25 protein-coding genes are annotated in these 26,971 nt (G+C 64.7%); 6 read left to right on the top strand and 19 right to left on the bottom strand.

Annotation, left to right across the window (positions count from 1 at the left end; all coding sequences use genetic code 11):
• Positions 1-18: 18 nt before the first annotated feature.
• Genes ACNJX9_RS38485 through ACNJX9_RS38475 form a run of 3 tightly spaced genes read right to left on the bottom strand, consistent with a single transcriptional unit; the run spans position 19 to position 4,203 of the window.
• Positions 19-1,101 (bottom strand): lipocalin-like domain-containing protein, encoded by a 1,083-nt coding sequence (locus tag ACNJX9_RS38485; RefSeq protein ID WP_439407290.1) that lies wholly within the window; start codon positions 1,099-1,101, stop codon positions 19-21.
• On the bottom strand, positions 1,091-3,553 hold the full coding sequence (locus ACNJX9_RS38480) for an FtsX-like permease family protein (protein ID WP_439407289.1): 2,463 nt from the start codon (positions 3,551-3,553) through the stop codon (positions 1,091-1,093). The genes ACNJX9_RS38485 and ACNJX9_RS38480 overlap by 11 nt, the downstream gene beginning before the upstream one ends.
• A complete protein-coding gene (locus ACNJX9_RS38475) occupies positions 3,550-4,203 on the bottom strand; it encodes an ABC transporter ATP-binding protein (RefSeq protein ID WP_057747160.1) in 654 nt (217 codons plus the stop codon). The genes ACNJX9_RS38480 and ACNJX9_RS38475 overlap by 4 nt, the downstream gene beginning before the upstream one ends.
• 181 nt (positions 4,204-4,384) lie before the next feature.
• Here ACNJX9_RS38475 and ACNJX9_RS38470 point away from each other — a divergent pair, with 181 nt between their 5' ends.
• Positions 4,385-5,758, top strand: coding sequence for an MFS transporter (locus ACNJX9_RS38470; RefSeq protein ID WP_439407288.1), 1,374 nt, complete (start codon positions 4,385-4,387; stop codon positions 5,756-5,758).
• Positions 5,759-5,971: 213 nt separating this feature from the next.
• Here the strand turns inward: ACNJX9_RS38470 and ACNJX9_RS38465 are convergent, their stop codons facing one another.
• From ACNJX9_RS38465 to soxX, 9 genes are all read right to left on the bottom strand, one after another.
• Positions 5,972-7,180 (bottom strand): MFS transporter, encoded by a 1,209-nt coding sequence (locus ACNJX9_RS38465; protein WP_439407287.1) that lies wholly within the window; start codon positions 7,178-7,180, stop codon positions 5,972-5,974.
• Positions 7,181-7,440: 260 nt separating this feature from the next.
• Complete coding sequence (locus ACNJX9_RS38460; protein WP_439407286.1) at positions 7,441-7,617, bottom strand: hypothetical protein; 177 nt, start codon at positions 7,615-7,617, stop codon at positions 7,441-7,443.
• Positions 7,618-7,705: 88 nt separating this feature from the next.
• A complete protein-coding gene (locus ACNJX9_RS38455; RefSeq protein ID WP_057747154.1) occupies positions 7,706-8,746 on the bottom strand; it encodes an MBL fold metallo-hydrolase in 1,041 nt (346 codons plus the stop codon).
• Positions 8,747-9,012: 266 nt separating this feature from the next.
• Entirely contained in the window at positions 9,013-10,758 is a 1,746-nt protein-coding gene (soxB, locus tag ACNJX9_RS38450; RefSeq protein ID WP_439407285.1) for a thiosulfohydrolase SoxB, read from the bottom strand.
• Between the two features lie 119 nt (positions 10,759-10,877).
• On the bottom strand, positions 10,878-11,195 hold the full coding sequence (locus ACNJX9_RS38445; protein WP_439407284.1) for a hypothetical protein: 318 nt from the start codon (positions 11,193-11,195) through the stop codon (positions 10,878-10,880).
• On the bottom strand, positions 11,192-12,055 hold the full coding sequence (soxA, locus tag ACNJX9_RS38440) for a sulfur oxidation c-type cytochrome SoxA (protein WP_439407283.1): 864 nt from the start codon (positions 12,053-12,055) through the stop codon (positions 11,192-11,194). The genes ACNJX9_RS38445 and soxA overlap by 4 nt, the downstream gene beginning before the upstream one ends.
• Positions 12,055-12,366 (bottom strand): thiosulfate oxidation carrier complex protein SoxZ, encoded by a 312-nt coding sequence (gene soxZ / locus ACNJX9_RS38435; RefSeq protein ID WP_057747148.1) that lies wholly within the window; start codon positions 12,364-12,366, stop codon positions 12,055-12,057. The genes soxA and soxZ overlap by 1 nt, the downstream gene beginning before the upstream one ends.
• Before the next feature lie 12 nt (positions 12,367-12,378).
• On the bottom strand, positions 12,379-12,864 hold the full coding sequence (soxY, locus tag ACNJX9_RS38430; protein ID WP_439407282.1) for a thiosulfate oxidation carrier protein SoxY: 486 nt from the start codon (positions 12,862-12,864) through the stop codon (positions 12,379-12,381).
• A 22-nt stretch (positions 12,865-12,886) separates the two neighbouring features.
• Positions 12,887-13,243: a sulfur oxidation c-type cytochrome SoxX gene (soxX, locus tag ACNJX9_RS38425; RefSeq protein WP_439407281.1), complete on the bottom strand. Its 357-nt coding sequence runs from the start codon at positions 13,241-13,243 to the stop codon at positions 12,887-12,889.
• A gap of 226 nt (positions 13,244-13,469) precedes the next feature.
• Here soxX and ACNJX9_RS38420 point away from each other — a divergent pair, with 226 nt between their 5' ends.
• Complete coding sequence (locus ACNJX9_RS38420) at positions 13,470-14,144, top strand: DUF938 domain-containing protein (RefSeq protein ID WP_439407280.1); 675 nt, start codon at positions 13,470-13,472, stop codon at positions 14,142-14,144.
• A gap of 10 nt (positions 14,145-14,154) precedes the next feature.
• Here ACNJX9_RS38420 and ACNJX9_RS38415 read toward each other — a convergent pair whose 3' ends face one another.
• Entirely contained in the window at positions 14,155-16,224 is a 2,070-nt protein-coding gene (locus ACNJX9_RS38415) for a prolyl oligopeptidase family serine peptidase (protein ID WP_439407279.1), read from the bottom strand.
• A gap of 186 nt (positions 16,225-16,410) precedes the next feature.
• On the opposite strand from ACNJX9_RS38415, the gene ACNJX9_RS38410 reads away from it, so the two are divergent.
• Both ACNJX9_RS38410 and ACNJX9_RS38405 read left to right on the top strand, forming a co-directional pair.
• Positions 16,411-17,658, top strand: coding sequence for an MFS transporter (locus tag ACNJX9_RS38410; RefSeq protein WP_439407278.1), 1,248 nt, complete (start codon positions 16,411-16,413; stop codon positions 17,656-17,658).
• A gap of 273 nt (positions 17,659-17,931) precedes the next feature.
• Complete coding sequence (locus ACNJX9_RS38405; RefSeq protein ID WP_439407277.1) at positions 17,932-19,164, top strand: MFS transporter; 1,233 nt, start codon at positions 17,932-17,934, stop codon at positions 19,162-19,164.
• A gap of 129 nt (positions 19,165-19,293) precedes the next feature.
• Here the strand turns inward: ACNJX9_RS38405 and ACNJX9_RS38400 are convergent, their stop codons facing one another.
• Both ACNJX9_RS38400 and ACNJX9_RS38395 read right to left on the bottom strand, forming a co-directional pair.
• Positions 19,294-19,788: a VOC family protein gene (locus tag ACNJX9_RS38400; protein WP_057747135.1), complete on the bottom strand. Its 495-nt coding sequence runs from the start codon at positions 19,786-19,788 to the stop codon at positions 19,294-19,296.
• Positions 19,789-19,879: 91 nt separating this feature from the next.
• On the bottom strand, positions 19,880-20,425 hold the full coding sequence (locus ACNJX9_RS38395; protein ID WP_439407276.1) for a carboxymuconolactone decarboxylase family protein: 546 nt from the start codon (positions 20,423-20,425) through the stop codon (positions 19,880-19,882).
• Between the two features lie 135 nt (positions 20,426-20,560).
• Between ACNJX9_RS38395 and ACNJX9_RS38390 the strand changes: the two genes are divergently transcribed.
• Both ACNJX9_RS38390 and ACNJX9_RS38385 read left to right on the top strand, forming a co-directional pair.
• Entirely contained in the window at positions 20,561-21,775 is a 1,215-nt protein-coding gene (locus ACNJX9_RS38390) for an acyl-CoA dehydrogenase family protein (RefSeq protein WP_439407275.1), read from the top strand.
• A 122-nt stretch (positions 21,776-21,897) separates the two neighbouring features.
• On the top strand, positions 21,898-23,037 hold the full coding sequence (locus tag ACNJX9_RS38385; RefSeq protein WP_439407274.1) for an acyl-CoA dehydrogenase family protein: 1,140 nt from the start codon (positions 21,898-21,900) through the stop codon (positions 23,035-23,037).
• A 254-nt stretch (positions 23,038-23,291) separates the two neighbouring features.
• Here the strand turns inward: ACNJX9_RS38385 and ACNJX9_RS38380 are convergent, their stop codons facing one another.
• The 4 genes from ACNJX9_RS38380 to ACNJX9_RS38365 form a co-directional block, all read right to left on the bottom strand.
• Positions 23,292-24,329, bottom strand: coding sequence for an amino acid ABC transporter substrate-binding protein (locus ACNJX9_RS38380; protein ID WP_439410210.1), 1,038 nt, complete (start codon positions 24,327-24,329; stop codon positions 23,292-23,294).
• 109 nt (positions 24,330-24,438) lie between these two features.
• Positions 24,439-25,032, bottom strand: a complete 594-nt coding sequence (locus ACNJX9_RS38375) for a L,D-transpeptidase (RefSeq protein WP_057747129.1) — start codon at positions 25,030-25,032, stop codon at positions 24,439-24,441.
• 176 nt (positions 25,033-25,208) lie between these two features.
• Complete coding sequence (locus tag ACNJX9_RS38370) at positions 25,209-26,183, bottom strand: hypothetical protein (RefSeq protein ID WP_439407273.1); 975 nt, start codon at positions 26,181-26,183, stop codon at positions 25,209-25,211.
• Between the two features lie 199 nt (positions 26,184-26,382).
• Positions 26,383-26,949, bottom strand: a complete 567-nt coding sequence (locus ACNJX9_RS38365) for a thioredoxin family protein (RefSeq protein WP_439410209.1) — start codon at positions 26,947-26,949, stop codon at positions 26,383-26,385.
• Between the last annotated feature and the right edge of the window lie 22 nt (positions 26,950-26,971).

Raw genomic sequence — 26,971 nt, 5'->3', positions numbered from 1 at the left:
CCCTAAACAGACCGCGCTTCAATAACCGGTCAGCTCGAGATAGCCAACGCCATCATGCGTGCCGGTAAAGCTGATCGGTCCTTCCCAATAAGAGAAGCCGGTGCCCATCCACGCCTTCGGATTGAGCGGCTTGCAGGAAATCGAGAACGAGCGCGACGGGATTGCGATCTGCCATTCCACCGGCAGCTTGCGGCCCGCCACGTCCGCATTTGCCTTTGGCGTCATCCGGATATCGCCTGCCGCGATCATCTGCGTCTCGCCGGTGGCGCTGATCCAGTTGCCGAACGGATGATCCTTGCCGTCCTTCTGGCGCAGCCGGTACAGCATCAGCTTGGCGCCGGAGGACAGATGCAGCGACAGCCAATCCCAGCCGGTCTGATCGGTGTCGAGCGGCTGGCTGCTCCATTCGCGGTCCATCCAGGCCTGGCCCGAGACCTCGACCGGGATGTCGTCGATGATGAGCGTGCCGCGCGCGCGGTAGAACGGCTGGCTGTAATAGTACGACGCCTGCCCGCGCTCCGACTTGCGGCTGTAACCGGCCTCGCCCTGCAACACGACCGGGCGATCGGCCTCCAGCGTCAGCGCGTAGCTGAAATCGTTGCCCGATGCCTTCAGCGTCACCGGTGACAGCGTGCGATCGTCGGTGCGCTCAACGCCCTTCATCTCCCAATCGTCGATCCACGCCGCGAACGGCTTTGCCGCGACGCCCGCCTGTCCGATGCCGCCGCGCGCAAACGCCTCGCTGAACCGATGGGTGTCGGCGCGCGTCACGGCGGCATGCGCCATCCAGATCTGCTGATTGGCCCAGCCTTCTGCTTGCGGCCCCGGCTTTGCGGCCTGGCGGAACAGCGTCCATTGCAGCCCGCAGGCCGCGCCGCTGCTGTCGACGAGGTTCGCCGTCAGATACCACCACTCGATGCGAAAATCCGGATGCGGCCCGTGATCTCCGGGGAAGGTGAACAGCTTTCCAGGCGTGACCTTCGCAAAGCCGTCGGCGCTCTCGCCCAATCCGGCATAGCCTTGCGCCTTGGCGCGATGCGCGAGAGCGAGCGTGGCGATGCCGCCGGCGAAAGCTCGCCGAGAAATCCGATCACCGCTCATTGGCAAACACCTTGACGAGGCTCGACGGCTGCATCCGCGCCAGCCGCAACACCGGCAGCAGCGCGGCCAGCAGCGAGGCGACCAGCGACACCGCGACCAGCTCGACCAGTTGCAACGGAAACACATGGAACGGCAGCCGCCAGCCGAACGCCTTCACGTTCACGATCGCAATCAGGCACCACGCCACCAAAAGCCCAAGCGGCACCGCGAGCAGCGAGGTGAACAGCGCCACCGCCAGCGTCTTGGTTAGCTCGATGGCAGCGAGGCGCGGCCGCGTGATGCCGATCGCCCAGAGCGGCGCGAGCTGCGGCAGCCGCGAGTTCGCCAGCGTCAAGAGGCTGGTCAGGAGCGCAATGCCGGCGACCCCTAGCGTGAAGGCATTGAGTGCCGACGTCACCGCAAAGGTGCGGTTGAAGATGCGGATCGATTCCGCCTTCACCGTCGCCTGGTCGGCCACCGCGCGGTCATCGAGCGCGAATTGCTTCTGCAAGGCCGCGATCAGGCCGGGAATGTTGTCCCGTGAAACGATCAGCCCGATCCGCGTCTGCGGCGTTTGCGGAAACTGCCGGATCAGCGCGGCGACGTTGACCGCGAGCTGGCCCTTGGGATTGCCGTAATCGGCATAGATGCCGACGATGTCGAGCTCCCAGGCCCCGCCCGGCGCCGGCACCTCGATGACATCGCCGACGCGGATATTGAGGCGGCGGCTGAGCTGCTCGCTGATGAAGGCGGCATTGCCGGGCACGAGCTGCGTCCAGGCGCGCGGCGCGGTCTCCAGCAGCGGCCAGCGCTCGCGGTAGAGCGGGTGATCGGGCAGGCCGAGCAACTCCACCGGCTGGCCCTGAACCTGCGTCTCCGCGCGCCCGCCGGACAGGACCGCCTGCACCTCGCTGCGGTCCTTCAGCCAATTGCGGATCGCCGCGCCTTGCGAATTGTCGGCGGCGCTGATGTAGACATCGGCCGCGAGCCGTCCGTCGAGCCAGCCGACAAAGGTGCGGCTGAACGTTTCCACCATGGTCGAGACGCCGACATTGACTGATAGCGCGAGCAGCAGCGCCATCAACGCCAGCGATAGTCCCGAGAGCTGCTGCCGGCTGTCCGCCCAGAACCACATCGCCAGCGGCCGGCGCGCGAGACGCTGGCCGGTAAGCAGGAGGATCTCGAGGAAGGCCGGCAGGATCAGCGCCGCGCCGAGCATCAGCGCGGCGAGCAGGCCAAACCCCGCGATCAGCGATTGTCCGTAGAAGAGCAGCAGCGACGCGACCGCGAACACGGCGCAGGCAGCAAGGCTCTGCAGGATCAGCCACCGGCGCTGCCGCTGCTGCCAGGCCCGCGGCTGCGCCGTCGCCAGCACCGGCATCCTGATCGCCTTGATCAGGCTGGTCGCGGCCGCCACGATCGCACCCAGAACGCTGATGCCGACACCTGCGAGCCACCACTCGGGCCGCAAGCTGAGCTGCCCCGGAATCTGCGCGCCATAGAGCCCGCGCAGCGACGCCGCGACATCGGGCAGCAGCGCCGCCGCGATGACATAGCCGCAGACCAGCCCGATCAAGCCGGCGACCAGCGCCAGCGCCACCAGCTCGACCACCAGCACGGTATTGACCAGCCGCGCCGAGGCGCCGCAGGCACGCAAGGTGCGCAGCATCGGCAGGCGCTGCTCGAAGGCGAGGCCAACGGCCGAGTTGACGATGAAGAGGCCGACGAAGAACGACAGCAGGCCGAAAGCGGTGAGGTTGAGATGGAAACTGTCGGTGAGCCGCTCCAGCTCGGTCTCCGCGGTGGGCTCTATCAACTGCAACTGATCGCCGACGATGCTTTGCAGCGCCGCCGGCTTGCCCCTGGCCTTGCCGATCAGCAGCCGCGAGACCTGGTTCGGCTTGTTGAGAAGCCGTTGCGCCACGCCGATGTCGACCACCAGCACATCAGGCACCAGCTGCGGCTGCACATGCAGCGGCGGCAGTCTTGCGCCGCTGCTGATCGACGGCGCCGCGCCTTCGCCTTCGTGCAAATCGGCCAGCGTCTCCCGCGCCACCAGCGTCTGCCCGGGCGCGGCCACGAAAGTGCCGAGATCAGCCGCCCCAAGCCGCGGCGCATTGCCGACGTCAACCGGCAGCGTCACCGGCTCGATGCCGAGCAGCCGGATCGAGCGCCCATTGATCTGAACCCGGCCTTCCAGCACCGGCGAGACCGGCCAGCCGGCGCGGCGAAGCTTGATGAAAAGCTCCTGCGGGAACGTCGCCGTATCAGGCGCGACCAATGTCGCCGTGCGCACGCCGCCAAAGGTCGCCGCCGCGCGGTCATAGGCGCTGCGGGCCTGCTGGTTGATCGCCTGCACGCCGCTCCACAGCGCGGTCGCCGCGATCAGCCCGATCAGCAGCGTGGCGAATTGCATCCTGTGCCGGCGCCAATGGCTCAGCAGCACCGCCAGCACCCACAGCGCGCGCTTCATGCGATCCGCCCCGCATGGAGTACGATGTGACGGTCGAGCGTGCCGGCCAGATGCAGACTGTGCGTCACCATCAGGAAGCCGCAGCCGGTGCGCGCGACGAGATCGCGCGTCAGCGCCAGCACCTCGTCGGCGGTGGCTTCATCCAGATTGCCGGTCGGCTCGTCGGCAAGCAGCAGCGACGGTCTTGTCGCCAGCGCCCTGCCGATTGCGACCCGCTGCTGCTGGCCGCCTGACAATTGCTCGGGATAACGTTTGAGCAGGCCGCCGAGGCCGAGCCGCTCGACCAGCTCTCTGGTCCAGGCCGCTTCATGCCGACCGGCGATGCGCGCCTGGAAGGCGAGGTTGTCGGCGACCGACAGGCTCGGGATCAGGTTGAATTGCTGAAACACCAGGCCAATCCGGTCGCGGCGCAACTCGGCGCGGCCGGCGTCCGCAAGCCTGGTGACCTCGGTGTCCTCGAGCCGGATCGTGCCGCCATCGGCGGCATCCAGCCCTGCGATCAGATGCAGCAGCGTGCTCTTGCCGCTGCCGGATTCGCCTGTCAGCGCGACGCGCTCGCCGCCGGCGAGGTCCAGGTCGACGCCGCGCAGCACATGCACGGGCTCGTCGGCCGAGGTGAAGGTTTTGGAGAGGTTGCGGATGCTGAGCAAGATCTGTGCACCGGACGGAATTAACTCCACGCTGCGTAGCACACTTGGCGCCACACTTGGCACCTCACTTGGCACTACACTTGGCGCGGAAATGCCGGGGTTGCGTTGCCGTTCAAGCCGTTGTTAGCTCTCAAGACGGCCAAATCAAACGTGCCGACGATAAAGACATACGGGGAGAATGATGAGCGCTCAGGCAACGCCGTCCGCGGCAGCCAAGACGGTAGGGACGTCCAAGGGAGCATCCAAGGGAGCATCCAAGGGAGCATCCAAGGCAACGCCGAAGGGCGCCTGGACCATCGTTTTTCTCCTCTTTCTCTTGATGGTGGTGAACTTCGCGGACAAGATCGTCGTCGGCCTCGCCGGCGTGCCGATCGTGACCGACATGAAGCTCGAGCCCGCGCAGTTCGGCCTGCTCGGCTCCGCGTTCTTCTTCCTGTTCTCGATCTCGGCCATCGTGGTCGGCTTCCTCGTCAACAAGGTGCCGACGCGCTGGGTGCTGCTGACGCTCGCCGTGATCTGGGCGCTGGCACAGTTTCCGATGGTCGGCGCCGTCAGCTTCACGACGCTGTTGATCTGCCGCATCGTGCTCGGCGCGGGCGAAGGTCCCGCGGCTTCTGTCGCGATGCACGCGATCTACAAATGGTTCCCGGACGAGAAGCGCGCGTTGCCGACCGCGGTGCTGACGCAAGGCTCGGCCTTCGGCGTCATCCTGGCCGTGCCGGCGCTGAACTGGATCATCGTCAATCACTCCTGGCACTATGCCTTCGGGGCGCTCGGCGTGATCGGCCTGATCTGGGTCTGCGCCTGGCTGGCGCTGGGCAAGGAAGGCCCGCTCGAGGACACGCAGACGCTTGCCGTCAGTGAACCGAAAATTCCCTACATCCGGCTTCTGACCTCGCGCACCTTCCTCGGCTGCGTGATCGCGACCTTCGGCGCCTATTGGGCGCTGTCGCTCGGACTGACGTGGTTCACGTCCTTCATCGTCAAGGGACTTGGCTTCTCGCAGAGCGACGCCGGCTGGATCTCGATCCTGCCCTGGGTGTTTGGCGCCACCATCGTGATTCTGACCGGCTGGATCTCGCAGGTGATGATGGTGCGCGGCTACACCACGCGCGTCTCGCGTGGCGTGCTGGGCTCGGTGCCGCTGATCATCGGCGGCCTGATCCTGGCATCGATGCCGCATGTCGCGGGCTCGGGTCTGCAGATCGCGCTGCTCGTGGTCGGCGCGGGCCTCTGCGGCGCGATCTATGTCGTCTGCCCGCCGATGCTCGGCGAGTTCACCCCGGCTTCGCAGCGCGGCGCCATCCTCGCGATCTACGGCGCACTCTACACGCTCTCGGGCGTCATCGCGCCCTACGTAATGGGCAAGGTGATCGAGCGCGCTGGCAGCACGATCGACGGCTACCTGACCGGATTTACCATCAACGCGGTGATCATGATCGGCTCCGGTGTGGTCGGCCTGCTGCTGCTCTGGCCGAACACGGAAAAGGCGAGGCTGACGCGTGGTGCCGCGGCGCAGCCGGCGCCGCTGAAACGGGCGATCTCGCCGACGTAGGGGTGCGCTGGATAGACGCTGCCGGCAACACCCACACCTGTCGTCCCGGACAAGCGCGCCCCAAGCGCGCGCAGAACCGGGATCCATAATCACAGGGAGTGCTTAGGGGCGAAGCTGGTAACTCCGCGTCTTCGAAAAACGATTGCTGCGGCGTATGGGTCCTGGCCCCCCGCGCGCAATTGCGCGCTGGGCCGGGACGACAGTTGAGCGCAGCTACGCCCTGGCTTGCGCCTTCCGTTCCGTAAACGGCGACAGCACCACCGTCGCCAGCATGAAGATCACCGACGCCCCGAACACCCAGTGTGGCGCGCTCTGATCCATGATCCAGCCGAACAGCAGCGGTGAGACGATGCCGCCGAGATTGAAGCCGGTGGAGACGATGCCGAAGGCTCGTCCCGCGGCACCGGGAGGCGCGGCATTGCGCACCAGCATGTCCCGCGACGGTGCGATCACGCCGGAGAGGAAGCCCGCCGTCGCCATTGTGGCGGTGAGGGCCCAGCCCGGCAGCGTCACCAGCGCGATCAGCAGCACGATGGCGGCATTCGCGGCAAAGCAGGCGGCGGCGACATAGCCGTGGCGCTCGGTGTGGTCGGCGAGGAAGCCGCCCGCGAGCACGCCCGCGGCGCTGGAGCCGAGAAACGCCGTCAGCGCGACATTGGCGACGGAATAGCTTGCGCCGTAGCCGCTCATCAGCGCCACCACGCCGAAATTGTTGATGCCGGCCACCGACAGGCTCAGCAGCATGAACAGCGCGGTCAGCGTCATCAGCGCCGGCGTAATGACCGCCTGCTTCGGCGCATCGGCGTTTTCCGGCTTCGCCTTGTGCGCACCGGCATCGGGAATGCTCATCGCCACCAGCAGCAGCGCCACCAGCACGCCGATCGCGCCGGAAGCCAGCAGCGCGCCGACGCCGCCGGACAGCGTGATCAGAGCGGCGACAATCGCCGGCGCGACGGCGCCACCAAAATAGCCGGCAAAGGTGTGGACCGAGAACGCGCGGCCCATCCGCGCCTCGTCCATGTGCTCGGCGAGGATGGCGTAGTCGGCGGGATGATAGACGCTGTTGGCGAGCCCGAGCAGCACGGCGCAGGCGATCAGCGCGGCGTAGCTCAGGTGCAGGCCGAGCATGATGAGCGCGAGGCCGCCGAGTGTCAGTCCTGCGAGCAGGATCTTGCGCGCGCCAAAATGGTCGACGAGATAGCCGGTCGGTGCTTGCGTCAGGCCGGAGACCACGGCCGACACGGTCAGCGCGAAGCCGAGCTCGACATAACCGACGCCGAGCTGGTTCTTCAGGAATGGAAACAGCATCGGCAGGACCAGCAGATGGAAATGGCTGACCCAATGCGCGATCGAAATCCCGGTCAGCGTGCGCAGCGCGCTGTCCGCCTTGCTCTGTTGCGGTGCGGCGAGAACGTCGACCATTGCAGTTCCGTTTTGCGTCCGAAGGGAGGCGCAAAGTATCGGCGAGGCGGGTTATTTGTCCATGAACGCAGGCGCATGGCAGCTAGTGCGGGCGGGGGCGAAGGACCCCGAAATGCCTCCACATCGTCGTCCTGGCGAAAGCCAGGACCCATACCGCGTGATCTCTCGATTGTGCTCGATGGCAATACCGAGGCGGGCGTCTTCGCCAAACTGCTCTCTGGGGTAATGGGTCCTGGCTTTCGCCAGGACGACGGAAAGCCTCACAGCGGCTCGTCATCATTCCCATAGCGATCGCGCTTTGGCGTGGCGATGTCGCCGTCTTCGTAATCGTCGTCGGTGTCGCGTGGCGGCTGTGGCTTTTTGGCCGTCGCGGCCGCTGTCTTCGTCTTTGCCGATTCAACTTTGGGCGGTTCGCTCGGTTTGGCTGAATTGGCCATGGCGGGTCCGGGATGGTGAAGCGTCATCCGCTTCTAGCCGAAGAATCTATCCGGTTACTGACCTATCTCAAGGTGGCTGACGCTGTCGTCAGGCGTGCACCACCGGCCCGCCCGCCTTTTTCCAGGCATCAATGCCGCCGGCGATATGGGCTGTGTTTGAGAGGCCGGCCGCCTTGGCCGCCGCAACCGCCATCGCCGAGCGCTCGCCGAAGGCGCAGAAGAACACGACGCGGCGGCCGGTCGCGGCTGCAACCTCGCGCAGCATGCCGCCGGGCTTGAGGCTTTCCTCGATACCAGGATAGGGCGTGTGCAGCGCGCCTTCGAGCATGCCGTGCTTGATCCGCTCGTTGGTCTCGCGCAGATCGACCAAGAGGATGTCGGGCCGGTGCAGGATGCGGATCGCCTCGACGGCACTGAGCGCACGGCCCTCTTTCTCCAGCTCTTCCTGATGCAGGCCGACGTGCATGTTGGCGGGCACCGCCACGTCCATCATCTTCGGATTGGGCAGCTTCAGATTGGCCATCAGCTCGATATATTCGTCGACCGATCGCACCTGGAGCCTGGGATTGTAGCGCCTCTCCTCGCCGATGGTGGAGACGGTGTCGCCCTTGTAGTCATGGGCAGGAAACACCATCGTCTCGTCGGGCAGCTTGAGCAGACGGTTGAATATCGAATCATATTGCGCCCGCGACGAGCCGTTCTGGAAATCGGTGCGGCCGGTGCCGCGGATCAAAAGCGTGTCGCCGGTGAAGACACGGTCGCCCATCAGATAGGAATAGGAATCGTCGGTGTGGCCGGGCGTGTACATCACGTCGAGCGACAGACCCTCGATGGTCACCTTGTCGCCGTCGGCAACCCGCATCGCCACCACGTCGGCCTTGGTCTGGTCGCCCATCACGGTCATGCAATGGGTGCGGTCGCGCAGCTCGCCGAGGCCGGTGACATGGTCGGCGTGCAGATGGGTGTCGACCGCCTTGACCAGCTTGAGATCGAGCTCGCGCAGCAGCTGGCAGTAGCGATCGACCTTCTCCAGCACAGGATCGAGGATCAGCGCCTCGCCGCCGAGGCGGCTGGCGAGGAGATAGCTGTAGGTTCCCGAAACGCTGTCGAAGAGCTGGCGAAAGATCATGGCAGGATCCGTCGTGGAGTGACTTCGAGGGATTCTACTACGTCTGGGGGCAGGAGGAGAAGTAATGTACTGTTGAAACAAGAAAATTTAGAAGATTCTTATTGCGGCGCGATGGTCGCCTCAACGTCCGCCGTCATCGCCCGCGAACGCGGGCGATCCGGTATTCCGTGACAGCAGTGATAGAGTCGATGGGCCGCGGCGTACTGGATTCCCCGCCTCCGCGGGGAATTGGCGCGGCGACGTGCCGAGGCGGCCTGCGGCCATCCCTACCCTGCAATGCCCGGGTTGCCTTCGACGCCCTTCAGCGTGACACCTCCGCCGAGCCGCTCCTGAAACATCCGGCCCGAGCGCAGATATTTGGCCACCACGTCCCACACCGCGGCGCCCTGCTGGCCGTTGACCGAGGCCCAGCCCGCAACCTTGTAGCGATGGCTGGCGCTGATCGCCCTGCCATTATCGAGCTTCAACTCGGAGATGCGGCTGCCGATCGTGTTGGTCGGGCTGCAGGTGTAGCTGAGCCCGCCGGCGCGCACCATGTCGCCACCCTGCTGATGATAGGGATCGGCGTTGAAGAGATTGTCGCAGATGTCTTCCAGCACGTCCTTGATCTCGGCGCCCGTCATCTCCTGCACATAGGTTTCGGGATAGGTGATCGCGGTCTCCGCGAGCACGTCTTCCATGGTGATAGGCTGGCCGGACAACGCGGTGGTGCCCCAGCGGAAGCCCGGCGACAGCGCGATCTCGGCATCGAGCTCGGTGCGCAGGGCAGTGCAGATCAGCTCGTCGACGGAGCCGGCGAAATTGTCGCGGCGATAGAGCAGCCGGTCCGGCGTTGCGATCTTCTCCGACCAGTCGGTAACGTGAGGCGCGCGCAGCTTGCCGATCAGCTCGGCCATGGCCGGATCGGGCTTCAATAGCTCGGAATAAACCGGCAGCAGATGATATCTGACGTCGCTGACCTTGCCCTTGTCGAGCGCGAGATCGAGCACGGCAAGAAACTTTCCGTTGGAGCCGGCATTGGTGACGAGCGTCGTGCCGCTGGCGTTCTTCACCGGGATTGGCTGCGGCACCGCGTCATGGGTGTGTCCGCCGAGAATGACATCGATGCCGGTGACGCGGCTTGCGAGCTTGAGGTCGACATCCATGCCGTTGTGCGAGAGCAGGATCACCGCATCGACCTTGTCGGCGCCGCGCAAGGCATCGACATGCTTCTGCAGCTCTTCCTCGCGGATGCCAAAGGTCCAGTCCGGCGTGAACCGCTTGGGATGCGCGATCGGCACATAAGGAAAGGCCTGTCCGATGACGGCGACGCGATAGCCGCCGAGCTCCTTGATGATGGACGGCTTGAACACGCGCCCTGTCGCCTTGTCGAAGGCCGGGGCGTCGTTGAACGCGGCTTCCTCGGTCAGGAAAACGTTCTGCGCCAGAAACTCGCCCTTGAAGTGCTCGAGATTGTCGCGCAGCGCCTGCTCGCCATAGGTGAACTCCCAATGCCCGGTCATCGCCTCGATGCCGAGCAGATTGGCGACCTCGACCATGTCGCGGCCCTGCATGATGTTGGCGAGGCCCGTGCCCTGCCAGAGATCGCCGCCGTCGACCAGCATGGCGCGCTTGTCGCCGACATCGTTGCGCAAGCGGTCGACCAGCGTCTTCAGATGAGCAAAGCCGCCGAGCTTGCCGAACCGGCCGGCAGACTTCTCGAACTCGACGGAGGTGAAGGCATAGGCATCCGCGCTGTCGGGCCGGATTCCGAAATGCTCCAGGAACGCGCGGCCGACCAGATGCGGCGGTCGCCCGGCCATCTCGCCAATGCCGATATTGACGCTGGGCTCGCGGAAAAAGACCGGATTGAGCTGCGCATGCGTGTCGGTGGTGTGCAGGATCCGCGCATTGCCGAAGCGCTCGATGTCGTAAATGCTGGCGGCTTCAGCGCCACGCGCAAGCCGCGGCAGGCTGAGCGATACGGCAGCGATTGCCGAGCTCTTCAGGAATTCACGGCGGCGGATCGCCATCACACATTCTCCGAGCCGGTTCTCGGCAGTTCCGCGAGCATGATCCGGACCCGAAGGGCCGCGCCAGCGAAAAGTGTGTCGCGGTTTTCCAACAAGATCATGCTCAAACAATAGTCAGGTTAGCGGATTTGCATCGCTTTCCAGGCTTCCTTTTCCGAGGTTGCCTGGAAGATTGACGCTTTCGCCAGCGCCTCAGCCTCCTTGGCTGCAGCCAAGGCGCCGTCGAAATCGCCGCTGTCGCCCGCCTTCTTGGCGGCGGCCAGCGTCGCGACGGTCGTGGTCCATTGGTTGCGCATGCCGGCAGCCTCCTTGGACGCAGCCTCCGCGGCAGCATAGGCGGCCTTGTAGTCTGCTTCGCTTGCCGCGTGCGCGGACGGCGCGAGGCTCAACGCCAGCAACATGGCGAGGGGAAGTGTCCGCTTCGTGGCCGGGCTCATGGTCGTGCCCCTGGACCTGATATCGGCAGGCCGTTGGCGACGTAGGAGAGGAAATATTCGACGTCGCGATATTCATCCGCCTGTGGCTCGAGCGGAACCGCGCGGGTCTGGCTGTTGCAGGTGATGAAGCGGCGGCTGGTCGTGCCCATGCCGCCCCATTCGGAGCGGTAGATCGGCAGGGCATTCAGGATGCCGAGCGCCGGCGCCAGAACCTCGGCGCGAATGCGTTCGCCTGGGCTCTGCACGTGGCAGCTCGCGCAGGAGAAGTTCAGCTGGCCGCGGCGCGTGTAGAAATAGCGCTTGCCGTTCTCGAACGCCTCCAGCGCGCGCGGATCATCGGGGATCTTGATGTCCATCGGCTTGCCGCGCGAGGTGAAGGCCATGTACGCCGTCAGCGAGGCCATCTCGTCCTTGACGTAGGAGTAGGGTTGCTCGCCATTGGCCTCGCGGCAGCGGTTGAGCGCCAGCTCCAGCGTAACGACCTTTCCTTCCCCGGTGTCGAAATAAGGATAGTTCTGGCGGATGCCGATGCCGCCGTTCGGGAAGCAGTCGGCATAGGTCTTGCCGTTCTTGAACGGCGTTGCAAACATCTCCTTGCCGGCGTCGAGCGCGAACTCGTAAGGTGGGAATTCCTCCTTCTCCCGCCACTGCCGCTTCATGTCCTCGTTCATGGAATAAGGACCGTTGGAGAAATCCTCGTGCTTCACATCGGGAAACTTCTGGAAGAAGTAGTTCTGGAACGCCCTGGCGTCGGCGACAGGGTCGACCTTGTCGGCTGCGATCACGCGCACAGAGGTGAGCGCCAACGCGACGAGCGCGGCGCTCAACGAGGACAGCAGGAGGGCGGCGCCTGCCTTCATCACGCGATCTTCGCGGTGATCTGGTCCGAGCCGCCCTTGTTGTCGGTCCAGGAGATCGTGAGGTCATCGCCCTTCTTGGCGCCCTTGAAGCTGAACTTCACATAGGGATCCTTGGAGATCGCGGTGCCCCAATTGGCGACGAAGACGTCCTTGCCGTTACAAGCGAACTTCAGTTCCTGGATGTAGTGCGCCGGGATCGTTTCACCCTTGGAATCCCTCACGAGGCCGGTGTCCATGGGGTGCTGGATCAGCGTCTGCACCTCGGTGACATCGCCATTGGATGTTGCGCGGACGCGAATGCTGGATGCCATCTCCGATCTCCCTTAGCCGCCGCAGCCGCCGACGGTGACCTTCACTTCCTTGGTCGCGCTGTAGAGCTTGCCGTCGGCTTCCACGATCGCGGTCACGTTGCTGGTCTTCGCCATCTTCAGGCGGTTGGCGACAGCGGGGATCGTGCCGTCAGGGAATTTGTAGCTTGCCGCCAGCGCGTTCGGATTCTCGGCGACGAAGAACGAGATCGAGGTGACCTTGTCCAGCGTCGTCGTCACCGCCATCGGCACCACGCCGCCGTTCTCGGCGATCTCGGGCGCGTCGAGCTTGACCTTGTCGGATGGCTCGGCGGTCTTGCCGTAGAGCGCCTTGATCGCCTCCGCCTCGTTCTTCAGCTTGAACGCCTCTTCCGGATATTTGTCGTTGGCCGCGGCGTGCGCGGGAACAAACGGCAGATTGCCAAGGCCGATCAGCGCGACCGTAACAGCGCCCTGCAGGATCAGGCGCCGCGTCGGAAGAGGGCCGGTACGAACAGTCATGTCGAGTCTCCTTGGCCGGCCGTTACAGCGTCTGCAGGAAATCAACGATCGCGTTGATCTCCTGCTCCGTCAGGATGCGGTTGCGGCCGAACGGCGGCATCATGGTCTGCGGATTGCGTTTGGTCTCGTCGAACAGGATCGCGACCAGCTCGTTGCGATCAGGGTATTTTGCCTTGAGATCCCTCAGCTCGGGGCCGATCGTGCCGGGCAGATCGCCGCCCTTGATGACATGGCAGGTCAGGCAATTGCCCTTGCCGCGGTCAAAGGCAAGCTTCCGGCCCTCTGATATCGCGGACTGCGCCCACGCCGGGGGCGCGCCGAGGCCTGTGAGGACGGCCAGCGCGAGAAGCAGGGCGGGCTTGCGGGGAAAAGCGGTCAAAGCATCGTTCCGAGGCTTATCATGTCTGCAAAAGATAGTGTTCAAAAGCACAAAGGACATGCCCTGACAATCAAGACTATGCAGGCCGCAAAATGCCGTTAATATCTTCCGCATTGCAACTGATGAGATAGATCGTTCATCAAGCCGGCCTTATCAGGCAAATTGTTCGGGGCGTTTTGCCGTTGCTCGCGTTTTCGACCGCATTCTCATTTTCCGGGGACATGAATTGGCTGAATATGTCGTTGAATTTGGCAGGGACGGCGGGCGGGTTGAGCCCGATGGCCGTCTCGATGCACCGGCCTTCCATCGCAATCACGAGCCGCTCTGGGCGGCGCTCGAAAAGCGCCTCGCCGGACGGTCCGGCGACGTCGTCGAGGTCGGCAGTGGAACCGGCCAGCACGTGGTCCATTTCGCCCGCCACACGCCTGATCTGGTCTGGTGGCCGAGCGACCTCAACCAGCGCCACGTGAAGAGCATCGAGGCCTGGCGCGTGCATTCGGGCCTGACAAACGTCCGCAGCCCCCTGCGCATCGATCTGTCCGATCCCGATTGGTGTCCGGAAATGCGAAGCGGGCAGGGGCCGCACGATCTCGCCGCGGTGTTCTGCGCCAATGTCATTCACATTGCGCCCTGGACCGTGGCCGAGGGCCTGTTCGCCGGCGCCGGCCGTTATCTACGCGCCGACGGCGAGCTGTTCCTCTACGGCCCGTTCAAGCGCGACGGCAAGCACACCGCGCTCAGCAACGCCGTGTTCGACACCTCCTTGCGCGAAGGCAATCCCGAATGGGGCGTCCGCGACGTCGCCGACGTCGAGGCCCTCGGGAAGGCTGCTGGCCTTCGTCTCATCGATACGATCGAAATGCCGGCGAACAATCTGACCCTGGTGTTCGGGCGGGGATAAAGCGAGGCCGTTAGGCCTCGCCATCCCTCCATCCGATCTTCTCCTTCAGGAACTGAAACCCCAGCACCTGGAAGCCGGCGCGCTCCTTGTTGTCCTTGCCGTAGCCGTGGCCGCCGGCGGCGGGCTCGTAGTACCAGGCTTCATAGCCCATCGCCTGGAGCTTGGCCGCCATCTTGCGCGCGTGGCCGGGATGGACGCGGTCGTCGCGCCGCGTCGTGGCGATCAGGATCGGCGGATAGGGCTGGCCGGGTCTTGCGTTGTGATAGGCCGAGTAGGTCTTCAGCCATTCCCACTCCTCGGACTTGTCGGGGTCGCCATATTCCGCGATCCAGCTCGCGCCGGCCAGCAGCTTGGTGTAGCGGCGCATGTCGATCAGGGGGATGGTGCAGAACAGCGCCCCGAACCGCTCGGGGTAGCGCACCAGCATGTTGGTGATGAGGATGCCGCCGTTCGATCCGCCCTGGGCCGCGATGCGCTTCGGCTGCGTCACGCCGCGGCGGACGAGATCGGCGGCCACGGCCGCGAAATCATCATGCGACAGCCGCTTGCCGGCGTGGCGGCCGGCATCGTGCCAGCGCGTGCCGAACTCGCCGCCGCCGCGCAGATTCGCCTGCACCGTGGTGCCGCCGCGCTCCAGCCACAGCTTGCCGAGCGATGAATTGTATTCTGGCTTCACCGCGAGGCCGAAGCCGCCATAGGCGCTCATATAAACCGGCGCATCGCCGCTTTCGCCAGCCGGGCCGGTCTGCACATAGGGAATGCGCTCGCCGTCGACAGAGATCGCCTCGTGCTGGGTCACGACGAGCCCGTCCGCGTTGAAAATCTTCGGGGCCTGTTTCAGGACCTCTGGACTTTCGACGCCGCGCTCGATCAGCATCAGCGCCGGCGGCGTCAGCGGGTCCTGCACATTGGCGAGCAGATCGCCGTTGCTTTGGGATTCGTGGCGGTCGGGACTCCAGACATCGACGACGCCGATATCGGGCAATCCTTGCAGCCGCTGTTTGCTCCAGCCCGATGTCGATGGCGTGCAGATCTCGAACACCGGCCGTAGCTCGTCGAGGATCGAGAGCACGAGCTTGCCGCCGCTCCAGAAGAAACCCTGCAACGCTCGCCGCGGACCCGGCTCGAACAGCACGGCGAAGTCGCGACTGCCGGCCAGGAACGCGGAGAGCGAAATGCCGAGCATCGCGTCGGCCTGATAGCTGCGTCCCGCGACCGTCCAGGCCTCGCGCGGCTTGACTGACAGCCAGTCGGCATGGGTCTGCATCCAGATGTTGCTGGGCAGGTCGAGTTTTGTGATCGCGCCCGATGTGGTGCCAATCGAGCTGCGGAAGTTGAAGAAGTCGGACTGGTCGATGAACCAGATGCGTTGGGGCGAGACGGTGTCGTCGACATAGCTGTACACCCGCATGTGGTCGGGGGTGGTCTCGAACACGACCGGCGCCTGCTCGACGCTGGTCCCGCGCCGCCACAGCCGCACGGTCCTTGCATAGCCCGATGAGGTCGCCATACCCTCGCCAAGCGCGCTCGACAGCAGCAGCGTGTCGGCATCGACCCAATCGACGCCGCTCTTGGCCTCCGGCAGGACGAAACCGTCGGCGACGAACTGCTTCGTCGTGATATCGAACTCACGCAAGGTGACGGCATCGCTGCCGCCGCGCGACAGGCTCAGGATGACGCGCGTGCTTCCGGCTCGCGTGGATGCTCCGCCGAAAAGCCAGTCCGCGCCTTCGGTCGCGGCAAGCCGATCGATATCGAGCAAGGTCTCCCAGGCCGGTTCGGCCTTGCGAAACTCCGCCAGCGTGGTGCGCCGCCACAGGCCGCGCGGGTTCGCGGCGTCCTTCCAGAGATTGTAGAGAAAGCCGTCGCGGCGGCTGACATAAGGGATGTTGTCCGATCGGTCGTAGATCGCGGCAAGGATGGCGGTGTCGCGTTCGAACGCCGCGCCGCCGAATTGCTGCAGCGTCGCCCGGTTCTGCCGCTCGACGAATTCGAGCGCGCGGGCGCCTTCGATCTCCTCCAGCCAGAGCCAGGGATCGTCGTCGGGAGCTTGAAGCGTGGGCCTGTCATTGGCGGACATGAACGAAACTCCCAAAAATCGCGGCGGATAGGATTTGATCGAGAGCAAGCCGTCAAGAGCGCGGGCCGGATATCATCGGTCCGATTGCGTCAGAGGCATGGCCTGCGCCCGCTTGCGCCGGTTGCCCGGCCCTTTCGACCCCTCCATAGTGCCCGGGAATCAACGAGTTTTTTCGGCGGAATGCCAATGCTGGACGTGACCACTGCCAACGAGATCGCCGACGATGCCCGCGTGCGTGCCAATGTGGTGCGCCTTGCCGCGGCGCAGGCGCTGACCGGCGCCAATTCGGCCGTGATCTTCGCCACTGGTGCGATCGTTGGCGCCACGCTCGCTCCCGACATGTCGTTCGCGACGGTGCCGATCTCGATGTATGTGGTGGGACTTGCCGCCGGCACGCTACCGACAGGCGCGATCTCGCGCCGGTTCGGCCGCCGCCCAGCCTTCATCATCGGCACCGGCCTCGGCACGCTCACCGGTCTCACCGGCTCGTTCGCGATCCTGCACGGCTCGTTCGCGCTGTTTTGTCTCGCAACCTTTCTCGGCGGCCTCTACGGCTCGGTGGCGCAATCCTATCGCTTTGCCGCGGCCGACGGCGCCAGCGCGGCCTATCGGCCCAAGGCTGTGTCGTGGGTGATGGCAGGCGGCGTGTTCGCCGGCGTGCTCGGTCCGCAACTGGTGCAATGGACCATGGAGGTCTGGTCGCCCTATCTGTTCGCCTTCAGCTTCCTGGTCCAGGCCGCGGTCGCATTGATCGCGATGGGCATCGTCGCCGGCGTCGATATGCCGAAGCCCGCGCCGGCCGATCTGCATGGCGGACGGCCGCTGCTCGCCATCGTGAGCCAGCCGCGCTTCATCGCCGCCGCGCTGTGCGGCGTCATCGCCTATCCCATGATGAATCTGGTCATGACCTCGGCGCCGCTCGCCATGAAGATGTGCGGCTTGAGCGTGTCTGATTCCAATTTCGGCATCCAATGGCACATCGTCGCCATGTACGGGCCGAGCTTCTTCACCGGCGCGCTGATTGGCCGCTTCGGCGCACCCAGGATGGTTGCTGCCGGCCTGCTGCTGGAAGCCGGCGCCGCCATTATCGGGCTATCAGGCATCACCGCGATGCATTTCTGGGCCACGCTGTTCGTGCTCGGCGTCGGCTGGAATTTCGCCTTCATCGGCGCGTCCGCCCTGGTGCTGGAAACGCACCGCCCGCAGGAGCGCAACAAGGTGCAGGCCTTCAACGATTTCCTGGTGTTCGGCATGATGGCGGTCGGCTCGTTCTCCTCGGGCCAGCTGCTCGCAAATTTCGGCTGGTCCGCGGTGAACATGGTGGTGTTCCCGCCTGTTGCACTCGGCCTCGTCGCGCTCTCGCTGGCGTCCTGGGCCCGCCGCCGCAAGGCGCGGCTCGAAGCGGCCATGGGCGAGTTCCCGGACGCGATCTAACGCATGATCCCGAAAAGTGCACAGCGGTTTTCGGAAAAGATCATGCGCAATAAGTGGCAGGAGCTTGTCAGCAGTCTCGATACTTCGATCGCGGTCGAAGTGATTTCCGGAGACGATTTACTAGATGATGCGTCGTGTCCGGGCTTGTCCCGGCCATCCACGTCTTTCAAGTTCTGCCGTCATTCCGGGGCACCCGAAGGGTGAACCCCGGAATCCTGAGATTCCGGGTTCGATGCTTCGCATCGCCCCGGAATGACGGCGAGGAGCAAAGAAATGCTCGACAATCCCCAGCACACAGCTCCCGACGATGAATCATCCCTCCGCTACGAAGGCTGGCGCATCGTCGCGGTCTGCTTCCTGCTCGCGACCTTCGGCTGGGGCCTCGGCTTCTACGGCCAGAGCGTCTATGTCGCCGAGCTGCAGCGCGCGCGGGGCTGGCCGGCCTCGCTGATCTCGTCAGGCACGACGTTCTTCTATCTGTTCAGTGCGTTGCTGGTCGTTTTTGTCGGCGAAGCCGTCCGAAAATATGGTCCGCGCCCCTCTCTGATTGCTGGCACGCTGGCGATGGCGGCAGCTGGCGTGGCGATCGGCGCGGTGCGCGAGCCCTGGCAGCTTTGGCTTGCCGATGCCGTGCTCGCCTTCGGCTGGGCCGGCACGAGTCTGGCCATGATCACCAACACGATCAGCCTCTGGTTCGACCACAAGCGCGGCATGGCGATCAGCCTCGCGTTGAACGGCGCCAGTTTTGGCGGCATCGTCGGCGTGCCGCTGCTGGTGGTGATGATCAGCCATATCGGGTTTGCGAACGCCATGTTCGCGACATCGGGCGCCATGCTGGTGCTGCTGGTGCCGCTCATCCTGCTGGTCGTCGGTCGGCCGCCGGATCTCCACGGCTGGCGGGCGGCAGCAGAGACAAAATCATCGACGGAGATCCGCAAGCATGCGCTGCGCGATGTCGGCTTCCTCACGGTGACCATTGCCTTCTCGCTGGTGCTGTTCGCGCAAGTCGGCTTCATCGTGCACCTGATCTCGTTTCTCGATCCCGTGATCGGACGCGAGCGCGCCGCCGTGGCGGTCGCGGTGCTGACCGCGATGGCGGTGGTCGGCCGTGTCCTGTTCTCGATGGTGATCGACCGGCTCAACCAGCGCCTTGCCTCGGCGCTGTCGTTCCTGAGCCAGGCGGCGGCGCTGTGCGTCGTGATCGTCATGCACAACGACTATGTGCTGATCGCGGCCTGCGCGGTGTTCGGCTTCTCGGTCGGCAATCTCATCACGCTGCCGTCCCTGATCGTGCAGCAGGAGTTCGATAGCGCCGCGTTCGGCGTGCTCATCAGCCTCAACACCGCGATCAACCAGGTGACCTATGCCTTCGGTCCCGGCGTCGTCGGCTTCTTGCGCGATTGGTCCGGCGGCTATTCGCTGCCGTTCTATCTCTGCATCGCGCTGGAAGTGATGGCGGCGGCGCTGATCATGGTGCGGGGTGCTCCGCGGGCGAAGTCCGCGTAGCGACGCGACGCTGCCTCCACAAACTCCGTCATTGCGAGCGCAGCGAAGCAATCCAGACTGTCTCCGCGGAAAGATTCTGGATTGCTTCGTCGCAAGGGCTCCTCGCAATGACGGGGAGAGAGCGGGGGCTCACACCTCCCGCTGCCTCAACAACCCCTCCACATCCAGCCGCTTGGTAAACATCGCGAGCTTGCCATCCGGCCCGAACGGCCATTGCTCCCGCGGCTTGTCCCAATACAGCTCCACGCCGTTCTGGTCAGGATCGCGCAAATACAGCGCCTCGCTCACGCCATGGTCGCTGGCGCCATCCAGCGCAATGCCTGCTGTCAGCACCCGATGCAGCGCATCCGCCAGCGCCGGGCGCGTCGGATAGAGGATCGCGGTGTGAAACAGCCCGGTGGTGCCCGGCGGCGGCGGCGAGCCGCCCTTGCTTTCCCAGGTGTTGAGCCCGATGTGGTGATGATAGCCGCCGGCCGAGATGAAGGCCGCACCCGAGCCCATGCGCTGCATCAACTCGAAGCCGAGCACGCCGCAATAGAAGCCGAGCGCACGATCGAGATCGGCAACCTTGAGATGGACGTGGCCGATGCGCGTGCCGGCGGGGACGGGTGATGTTTGCGACATGTGGCTGCTCCGTGTCTAAACCTCACTTAAGCCGGGGTTCGGCACACCGCCACTGGCTGATCCCGAAACCCAGCGTTTCCAGATGCGAGACTCAAGTCAGCTCCGGCACCTCACCCTCCGGCAGCCCGAACTCGAACGTGTTCAGCGTCATCGACACCATCGTGTAATAGCCGCACAGCCCGATAACCTCGACGACGCCGCGTTCGCTGAGCAGCTTCACGGCCTCGTCATAGAGGCCCTTCTCGACACCGTGGCCCTCATGCAGCGACTTCGCGAGATCGTAGATCATCCTTCCCTTGGGGTCGTCGAACTCGGGCGTGCGGCGATCGCGGATCGCGTCGATGATGTCCACCTTCATGCCGCCGGCAAGCGCAAGGCGCTTATGCGCATACCATTCGTAATGCGCGGTCCAGTGCCGCGCCGTCACCAGGATCGCGATCTCCGAAAGTTTTGCCGGGAAGACGGTATCGTAGCGCAGCACCTCGCCGAGCCGCGTGGCGTGACGGGCCATGTCCGGGCTGTTCAGCCAGGCCATCATCGGCGCCGGCGGCTTGCCGCGTTTGCCGGCGATCGACTCGTCATAGGTCTGGCGCTGGCTCTCGTTCATTTCGCCAGGCGAAAGAAGCTTTAGGCGCATTCTCGTTTCCTCTTTGTTTTCAAGCACCGTCGCGCCCATGACTATAGCCGACAACGCCTTGCGGAAGTGGTTGAATTCCGCGAGGGCTTGGCCCAGAGTCGCGCCCAACAAGGGTTGCATCGATGGAAACGACCAATGACTGACGCCAAAACCAGCGAAACTGAAAGCGCCGATCTCGACAAATTCCGCAGCGAGACGCGCGCCTGGCTCGAGGCCAATTGCCCGCCGGAAATGCGCAAGCCCGCAACCTCCGACGCCGACGTGTTCTGGGGCGGACGCAACGCAAAATTCTCCTCCGAGCCGCAGCGCGTCTGGTTCGAGCGCATGCGCGACAAGGGCTGGACCGTGCCGGATTGGCCCAGGGAATATGGCGGTGGGGGCTTGAGTGCTGCCGAGCACAAGGTGCTGCGCTCCGAGATGGCCCGGATCGGCGCGCGCCCGCCGCTGTCGAGCTTCGGCATCTGGATGCTCGGACCGGCGCTGCTGAAATACGGCAACGAGGCGCAGAAGAAAGAGCATCTGCCGAAGATCGCCGCGGGCCTGATCCGCTGGTGCCAGGGCTATTCCGAGCCGAACGCCGGCTCCGACCTTGCCTCGCTGCAGACCCGCGCCGAGAGCGATGGCGACGACTTCATCATCAACGGCCAGAAGATCTGGACGTCCTACGCGAACTACGCGGACTGGATCTTCTGCCTCGTGCGCACCGATCCCGCGGCGAAGAAGCACGACGGCATCAGCTTCATCCTGTTCGACATGGCCTCGAAGGGCGTCACCACCAAGCCGATCCTGCTGATCTCGGGCTATTCACCGTTCTGCGAGACCTTCTTCGACAATGTCCGCGTGCCGAAATCGCATGTGGTGGGCCAGATCAACCGCGGCTGGGACGTCGCCAAATATCTGCTGCAGCACGAGCGCGCGATGATCTCGGGGATGGGCGAGCGCGGCGTCGGCCGTCCGCTCGGCCAGATCGCGGCCGATTCCGTCGGCACCGATGCGCTGGGGCGGCTCGACGATGCGATGCTGCGCGGCCAGATCGCAACCTTCGACGTCGACGAAGCCGCGCTCGCCGCCTGCGCCGAGCGCGCGGTCGATCTCGCCAAGGCCGGCCAGGCGCATCCGGCGTTCTCGTCGGCGATGAAATATTACGGCACCGAGCTCAACAAGCGCCGCTACGAGATCCTGATGTCGGCCGGCGGCATCGACGCGCTGGAATGGGAGAGCGAACGCTCCAAGCATGGCGCCCGCCCGCGCGCCTGGCTGCGCACCAAGGCCAACTCGATCGAGGGCGGCACGTCCGAGGTCATGCTCGGCATCGTCGCCAAGCGCATCCTGGATCTGCCGGGGGCCTAACCGTCGTTCCGGGGCGGTCCGCAGGACCGAACCCGGAACCTCGAGATTCCGGGTTCACGCTTGGCGTGCCCCGGAATGACAGCAAAAACATGCATTCCACGCGATACCAGAGACTTAAGCACATGGCCCTCGTCCTCACCGAAGAACAATCAATGCTCCGCGACTCCGCGCGCGGGCTGATCAGCGGCAAGGCGCCGGTGTCGCATCTGCGGCAGCTGCGCGACAGCAAGGATCCCACCGGCTTCTCCAAGGAGCTCTGGCAATCCTTCGCCGAGATGGGCTTTGCCGGCCTGCTGGTGCCGGAAGAGTTCGGCGGCAGCGGCCTCGGCTTCATGGAGGCCGGCGTGGTCATGGAGGAAATCGGCCGCACCTTGATGCCGTCGCCTTTCCTCGCCACGTCCGTGGTCGCAGCATCTGCGCTGAACCGTGGCGGCAATGCCGCGCAGAAGGCGGAGTTCTTGCCCAGGATTTCCAACGGCTCGCTGCTGGCGACGCTCGCAATCGACGAAGGCGCAAAGCACCGCCCGCTCCACACCGCCTTGCAGGCCGTGCGCGCCGGCAACGGCTTTAAATTGTCCGGCGCCAAGGCGCTGGTGGTCGACGGCCACGTTGCCGATCTCTTCATCGTCGCCGCGCGCACTGCGGGCTCCGCCGGTGAGCGCGACGGCCTGACGCTGTTCCTGGTCAATCCCAAAGCCAAGGGCGTGTCGATCGAGCGCACCATCATGGTCGACGCACACAACGCGGCGCGGATCGAGCTCACCAATGTCGACGTCAACGCCGACAGCGTGCTCGGCGAGATCGACCAGGCGGCTGGCCTGCTCGACGGCGTGCTCGATATCGGCCGCGGCACGGTCGCCGCCGAAATGGTGGGCCTCAGCGACGAGGTCTTTGGCCGCACCGTCGAGTATCTCAAGAGCCGAAAACAGTTCGGCAAGCTGATCGGCGAATTCCAGGCGCTGCAGCACCGCGCCGCCGAGCTCTATGTCGACATCGAGATCACCCGCGCCGCCACCATGAAGGCGCTGCAGGCCCTGGACGCCGATGTGACGAAGGCTGCATCAAGCGTTGCGGTCGCCAAGGCCCGCGCCGGCACCACCGCGACCCGCGCGGTGCAGGAGGGCGTGCAGATGCACGGCGGCATGGGCATGACCGACCAGTTCGACATCGGCTTCTTCATGAAGCGCGCACGTGTGTGCGAGGAATTGTTCGGGGATGCGAACTACCACACCGAGCAGCTGGCGCGCGCGCGGGGGTATTGATCCCGTAGCCCGGATGGAGCGTAGCGAAATGCGGGTTCTGTCCACGCGGCGAGACCACCCCGGATTGCGCTGCGCTCCATCCGGGCTACCGCTCTCCTAGGGTGGGTTAGCGCTGCAGAAGCGCAAAGCGCATCTGCGGCGCGTAACCCACCAACTTTGTTCGGCGAACGCGGAAGCATGGTGGGTTACGCCCTGCAATTGCGCCTCGCGCAATTGCAGGGCTAACCCACCCTACGAGGTGCGCCGGAGAGCCCTCACCGCATCGGCGGCGCATACTGCACGCCGCCGGCATTCCACAGCTGGTTCATGCCGCGCGGGATCTTCAGCTGCGACTTCTCGCCGATGTTGCGCTCGTACATTTCGCCGTAATTGCCGACATGGCGGATGATGCGCACGGCCCAGTCCTTGGTCAGGCCAAGCTGCTCGCCATAATTGCCTTCGGTGCCGACGAGGCGCATCACCTCGGGCTTCTTCGACGTCAGCGCTTCGTCGATGTTCTGCGAGGTGACGCCGAGCTCCTCGGCGTTGATCATCGCGTAGAGCGTCCACTTCACGATCATCATCCAGTCGTCGTCGCGCTGGCGCACGACGGGGGCGAGCGGCTCCTTGGAGATCATGTCGGGCAGGATCATGTGATCGCCGGGCTTGGACAGGTTCAGCCGGAGCGCATAGAGCTGGGAGACGTCGGCGGTGAGCGTGTCGCACTTGCCGGTATCGTAGGCCTTCACCACGTCTTCCAGCTTGTCGAACTTCACCAGCTCATACTTCATGTTGTTGGCTTTGAAGTAGTCGGCGAGGTTGAGCAGCGTGGTGGTGCCGGATTGCACGCAGACCTTGCTGTCGGCGAGGTCGAGCGAGGTCTCCTTGTTGCGGGAGCGCGGCACCATGAAGCCCTCGCCGTCGTAATAGGCGACGGCCGGGAAATACAGATCATATTCGAGCTCGCGCGACATGCTCCAGGTCGAGTTGCGCGAGAGGATGTCGACCTTGCGGCTCTGCAATTCCTTGAAGCGCTCGCTGGCGTCGAGCGGGATGAACTTGGCCTTGCTCGGATCGTCGAAGATCGCCGCCGCGACGGCACGGCAGAAATCGACGTCAAAACCGGTCCAGTTGCCCTTGTCGTCGGGAATCGAGAAGCCCGGCAGGCCCTTGTTGACGCCGCACAGCACCTCGCCGCGGCGCACGGTGCGCTTCAGGGTGCGGGTGTCGTAGAATTCGTAGGTGATGGCCAAGGCGGCGACCAGCACGGCGACCGCGAGCCCGATCATCAGGCCGCCTCGAAATGTGCGCATCATGTTGCTCTCTCGAAAAAATCGGGACAAGGAAATTTGGAAGAGGCGGGAAGCATGATCCCAAGGAAATTCCAAGGAAATTCCAAGGGATCATGCTCGAAGGACGAGCTTAAAGTTCGGGCTTCTGCCGGATGACCACCTTGGTCCCGACAGGAACGCGATCATAGAGATCGGCGACGTCGTTGTTGACCAGGCGGAAGCAGCCCGAGGACACCTTGGTGCCGATCGTGTCAGGCCGGTTGGTGCCGTGGATGCGGTAGACCGTGGTGCCCAGATACATGGCGCGGGCCCCGAGCGGATTGCCGGGGCCGCCGGCCATGAAGCGCGGCAGATAGGGCTGGCGCTGGATCATCTCCGGCGGCGGCGTCCAGTCCGGCCACTCCTTCTTGTTGGTGATCTGCACCAGGCCCTGCCACTGGAAGCCGTCACGACCGACGCCGATGCCGTAGCGGATCGCGCGCCCGCCGGGCTGGATCAGATAAAGGTGCCGCTCGGCGGTCGAGATGATGATGGTGCCCGGCGCTTCGGTGGTGCGATAGTACACGACCTGCTTCTGCCATTCCGGATCGAGCTCGTAGCTGTCGTCGGCGATCAGGCCGGGCTCGTCGCCGCGATCAGGCTGCTGGGCGAACGCCTGCGGCGCGGACAGGATCAGGCCCATCGCAGCCAGCAATGTCCCGGTCAGGCGACGAAAATCCGTCATTTCAAGCTCTCCCCGCTGCCACAGCGCAAATCGTCAGGTTGCATCTGAACTCAGGGGCAGCTTCGTGGCAAGTTCAAGGCGCGCCCGATTCGTATGTCACGAGAATGCTTTGGTTTTTTGACGTAGATCAACACCATGAACAGGGTGGGTTGGCGCGAAAAGCAGTGGTGAGGCCGCTAAATCCGATTAGCCTCCTCCCCGATCCCGAGCCGCCGCACGATCTCGGCGCCCACGGCGCGGGCCTCGTTGCGCGAGCCGATGCGGGGGCTGCGAAAGCGTCGCCCGGAGTGCAGGCGGATCACCACGATGCAGTGCTCATCCTCGGACCGGCCGCGGCGTTCGACCGTGATCGCCTTGATGTCGTGCCCTTCGATATGGTCCGCGCGCGGCTCGCCGCTGCCCCCGAGGCGTTCGACGCGGATGTCGCCCTCGCGGACAATCCAGAAGGCGCCCGTGACGAGATTGGCAAATCTGGTGACCGCGAACGCCGCGACCACGCCAAGCGGCAGCAGCATGAAGTCGATCCAATTGGGCGGCAAACCCCGCCAGAGCTTGTAGGCGTAGGGCGCGGCACTCACCGCGACGGCGATCACGGCCGCGATTCGGATGTCTCTTTGGGAAAACGGCTCGACAGGTTCGCCAAGCCGCATTTCGGGATTGCTGGCATCGAGCGGGTTGAGGGGCGCCTCGACATCGGGGACGTCGAACTGCGCCGCAATCCGCGCCACGGTGTCATGAACATGGGTGACGTCGGACAGCGGCGGGGAGGTCAGGCGCTCGCCCGAGGCCAGCGTGAAGGCCAGTTGAAATCGGGCCTTGGCGGTCTTGCTGCCGGGAACCTGGAGCCCAGTGATCTCGTCTTTCGCGACGACCCTGGTCTGGAGCTTCCCGAACGGACGTTGCCGTCCGATCAGGATCTCGTCAGGGGTGATGATCCACACCACCGCCGGCGTCAGCATGACGACACCGACAAACGCGGTGCCCGCCAGCAGCGCGACCACGGAGATGATCACCTCAAAGGCGTCATGGGTGAACAGGCCCGGCGTGAAGCACAGCGCAACAGCCGCCGCCGAGCCGGCCACGACCAGCCGCTGCGCGATCGAGGAGCCTTCGCGAAGGCGGATGTCGTTGCTGGTGGTCGCGTCGTTCATTGCGGCGGCTGATTGCGTCGCGCGCGAAACTCCACGGACGGGTCCGTGGAGTCAAGCAGCAACGCAACAGCATGATCCGGAAAAGTGCGACGCGGTTTTCCCTCGTGACATCAGCGGAACACGTTTGCGCGGAGATCATGCTCAAACAACAACCTGAAGCGCGATGATCTTCATCGCGCTTCAGCCGCCGCAGATCGGCCTAGCTGCTGGCGTTCAGCAGCTTTGCCACGGTGCGGTCGATCTCGTCGTAGCGGCCTTCGCCTTCATGCTGGAACACGATCTTGCCGCTCTGGTCGATGATGTATTGCGCCGGCCAATATTGGTTGCTGTAGGCGTTCCAGGTCTTGGAGTCATTGTCCTGCGCCACCGGATAGGTGATGCCGTGACGCTTCAGCGCCGCCTGCAGGTTGGATGCCGAGCGCTCGAACGGGAATTCCGGCGTATGCACGCCGACCACGACGAGACCCTGGTCCTTGTACTTGGCATAGAGCTCGGTGACGTGCGGCAGCGTGTTGACGCAGTTGACGCAGCCATAGGTCCAGAAGTCGACCAGAACGACCTTGCCGCGGAGATCGGCGACATGAAGCGGCTTGGAGTTGAACCAGTTGCTGATGCCGGTGAAATCGGGCGCGCTCACCGCCTGGCTTGCAGCCGCGACCTCGACCGGCGCCGCTTGTATGGCCTCGTCGCAAATGCCGGGGATGACAGCGCCGGTCACGGTGAAGCCGATCAGGGCGGCGGAGACGGCGAGCAGCTTGAAAGTCATGGTCATGTTCTCCGTTTGAGAG

This window comes from Bradyrhizobium sp. BLXBL-03 (assembly GCF_051853015.1).
In the GTDB taxonomy this organism is placed as follows: Bacteria; Pseudomonadota; Alphaproteobacteria; order Rhizobiales; family Xanthobacteraceae; genus Bradyrhizobium; species Bradyrhizobium manausense.
Note: the sequence above shows the minus strand (reverse complement) of the source record. Positions and strands in the feature narration are given on the sequence as shown.

Excerpts from the sequence above, each read along its gene's own strand:
- ACNJX9_RS38410 (WP_439407278.1), top strand. The coding sequence starts at position 16,411 with ATGCTGGACGTGACCACTGCCAACGAGATCGCCGACGATGCCCGCGTG.
- ACNJX9_RS38455 (WP_057747154.1), bottom strand. The coding sequence starts at position 8,746 with ATGATCTTTCGCCAGCTCTTCGACAGCGTTTCGGGAACCTACAGCTAT.
- ACNJX9_RS38445 (WP_439407284.1), bottom strand. The coding sequence starts at position 11,195 with ATGAGCCCGGCCACGAAGCGGACACTTCCCCTCGCCATGTTGCTGGCG.
- ACNJX9_RS38390 (WP_439407275.1), top strand. The coding sequence starts at position 20,561 with ATGACTGACGCCAAAACCAGCGAAACTGAAAGCGCCGATCTCGACAAA.
- ACNJX9_RS38470 (WP_439407288.1), top strand. The coding sequence starts at position 4,385 with ATGAGCGCTCAGGCAACGCCGTCCGCGGCAGCCAAGACGGTAGGGACG.
- ACNJX9_RS38485 (WP_439407290.1), bottom strand. The coding sequence starts at position 1,101 with ATGAGCGGTGATCGGATTTCTCGGCGAGCTTTCGCCGGCGGCATCGCC.
- ACNJX9_RS38460 (WP_439407286.1), bottom strand. The coding sequence starts at position 7,617 with ATGGCCAATTCAGCCAAACCGAGCGAACCGCCCAAAGTTGAATCGGCA.
- ACNJX9_RS38385 (WP_439407274.1), top strand. The coding sequence starts at position 21,898 with ATGGCCCTCGTCCTCACCGAAGAACAATCAATGCTCCGCGACTCCGCG.
- ACNJX9_RS38400 (WP_057747135.1), bottom strand. The coding sequence starts at position 19,788 with ATGTCGCAAACATCACCCGTCCCCGCCGGCACGCGCATCGGCCACGTC.
- ACNJX9_RS38365 (WP_439410209.1), bottom strand. The coding sequence starts at position 26,949 with ATGACTTTCAAGCTGCTCGCCGTCTCCGCCGCCCTGATCGGCTTCACC.
- ACNJX9_RS38395 (WP_439407276.1), bottom strand. The coding sequence starts at position 20,425 with ATGCGCCTAAAGCTTCTTTCGCCTGGCGAAATGAACGAGAGCCAGCGC.
- soxZ (WP_057747148.1), bottom strand. The coding sequence starts at position 12,366 with ATGGCATCCAGCATTCGCGTCCGCGCAACATCCAATGGCGATGTCACC.
- ACNJX9_RS38370 (WP_439407273.1), bottom strand. The coding sequence starts at position 26,183 with ATGAACGACGCGACCACCAGCAACGACATCCGCCTTCGCGAAGGCTCC.
- soxY (WP_439407282.1), bottom strand. The coding sequence starts at position 12,864 with ATGACTGTTCGTACCGGCCCTCTTCCGACGCGGCGCCTGATCCTGCAG.
- ACNJX9_RS38480 (WP_439407289.1), bottom strand. The coding sequence starts at position 3,553 with ATGAAGCGCGCGCTGTGGGTGCTGGCGGTGCTGCTGAGCCATTGGCGC.
- soxB (WP_439407285.1), bottom strand. The coding sequence starts at position 10,758 with ATGGCGATCCGCCGCCGTGAATTCCTGAAGAGCTCGGCAATCGCTGCC.
- ACNJX9_RS38380 (WP_439410210.1), bottom strand. The coding sequence starts at position 24,329 with ATGCGCACATTTCGAGGCGGCCTGATGATCGGGCTCGCGGTCGCCGTG.
- ACNJX9_RS38405 (WP_439407277.1), top strand. The coding sequence starts at position 17,932 with ATGCTCGACAATCCCCAGCACACAGCTCCCGACGATGAATCATCCCTC.
- ACNJX9_RS38465 (WP_439407287.1), bottom strand. The coding sequence starts at position 7,180 with ATGGTCGACGTTCTCGCCGCACCGCAACAGAGCAAGGCGGACAGCGCG.
- soxA (WP_439407283.1), bottom strand. The coding sequence starts at position 12,055 with ATGAAGGCAGGCGCCGCCCTCCTGCTGTCCTCGTTGAGCGCCGCGCTC.
- ACNJX9_RS38415 (WP_439407279.1), bottom strand. The coding sequence starts at position 16,224 with ATGTCCGCCAATGACAGGCCCACGCTTCAAGCTCCCGACGACGATCCC.
- ACNJX9_RS38375 (WP_057747129.1), bottom strand. The coding sequence starts at position 25,032 with ATGACGGATTTTCGTCGCCTGACCGGGACATTGCTGGCTGCGATGGGC.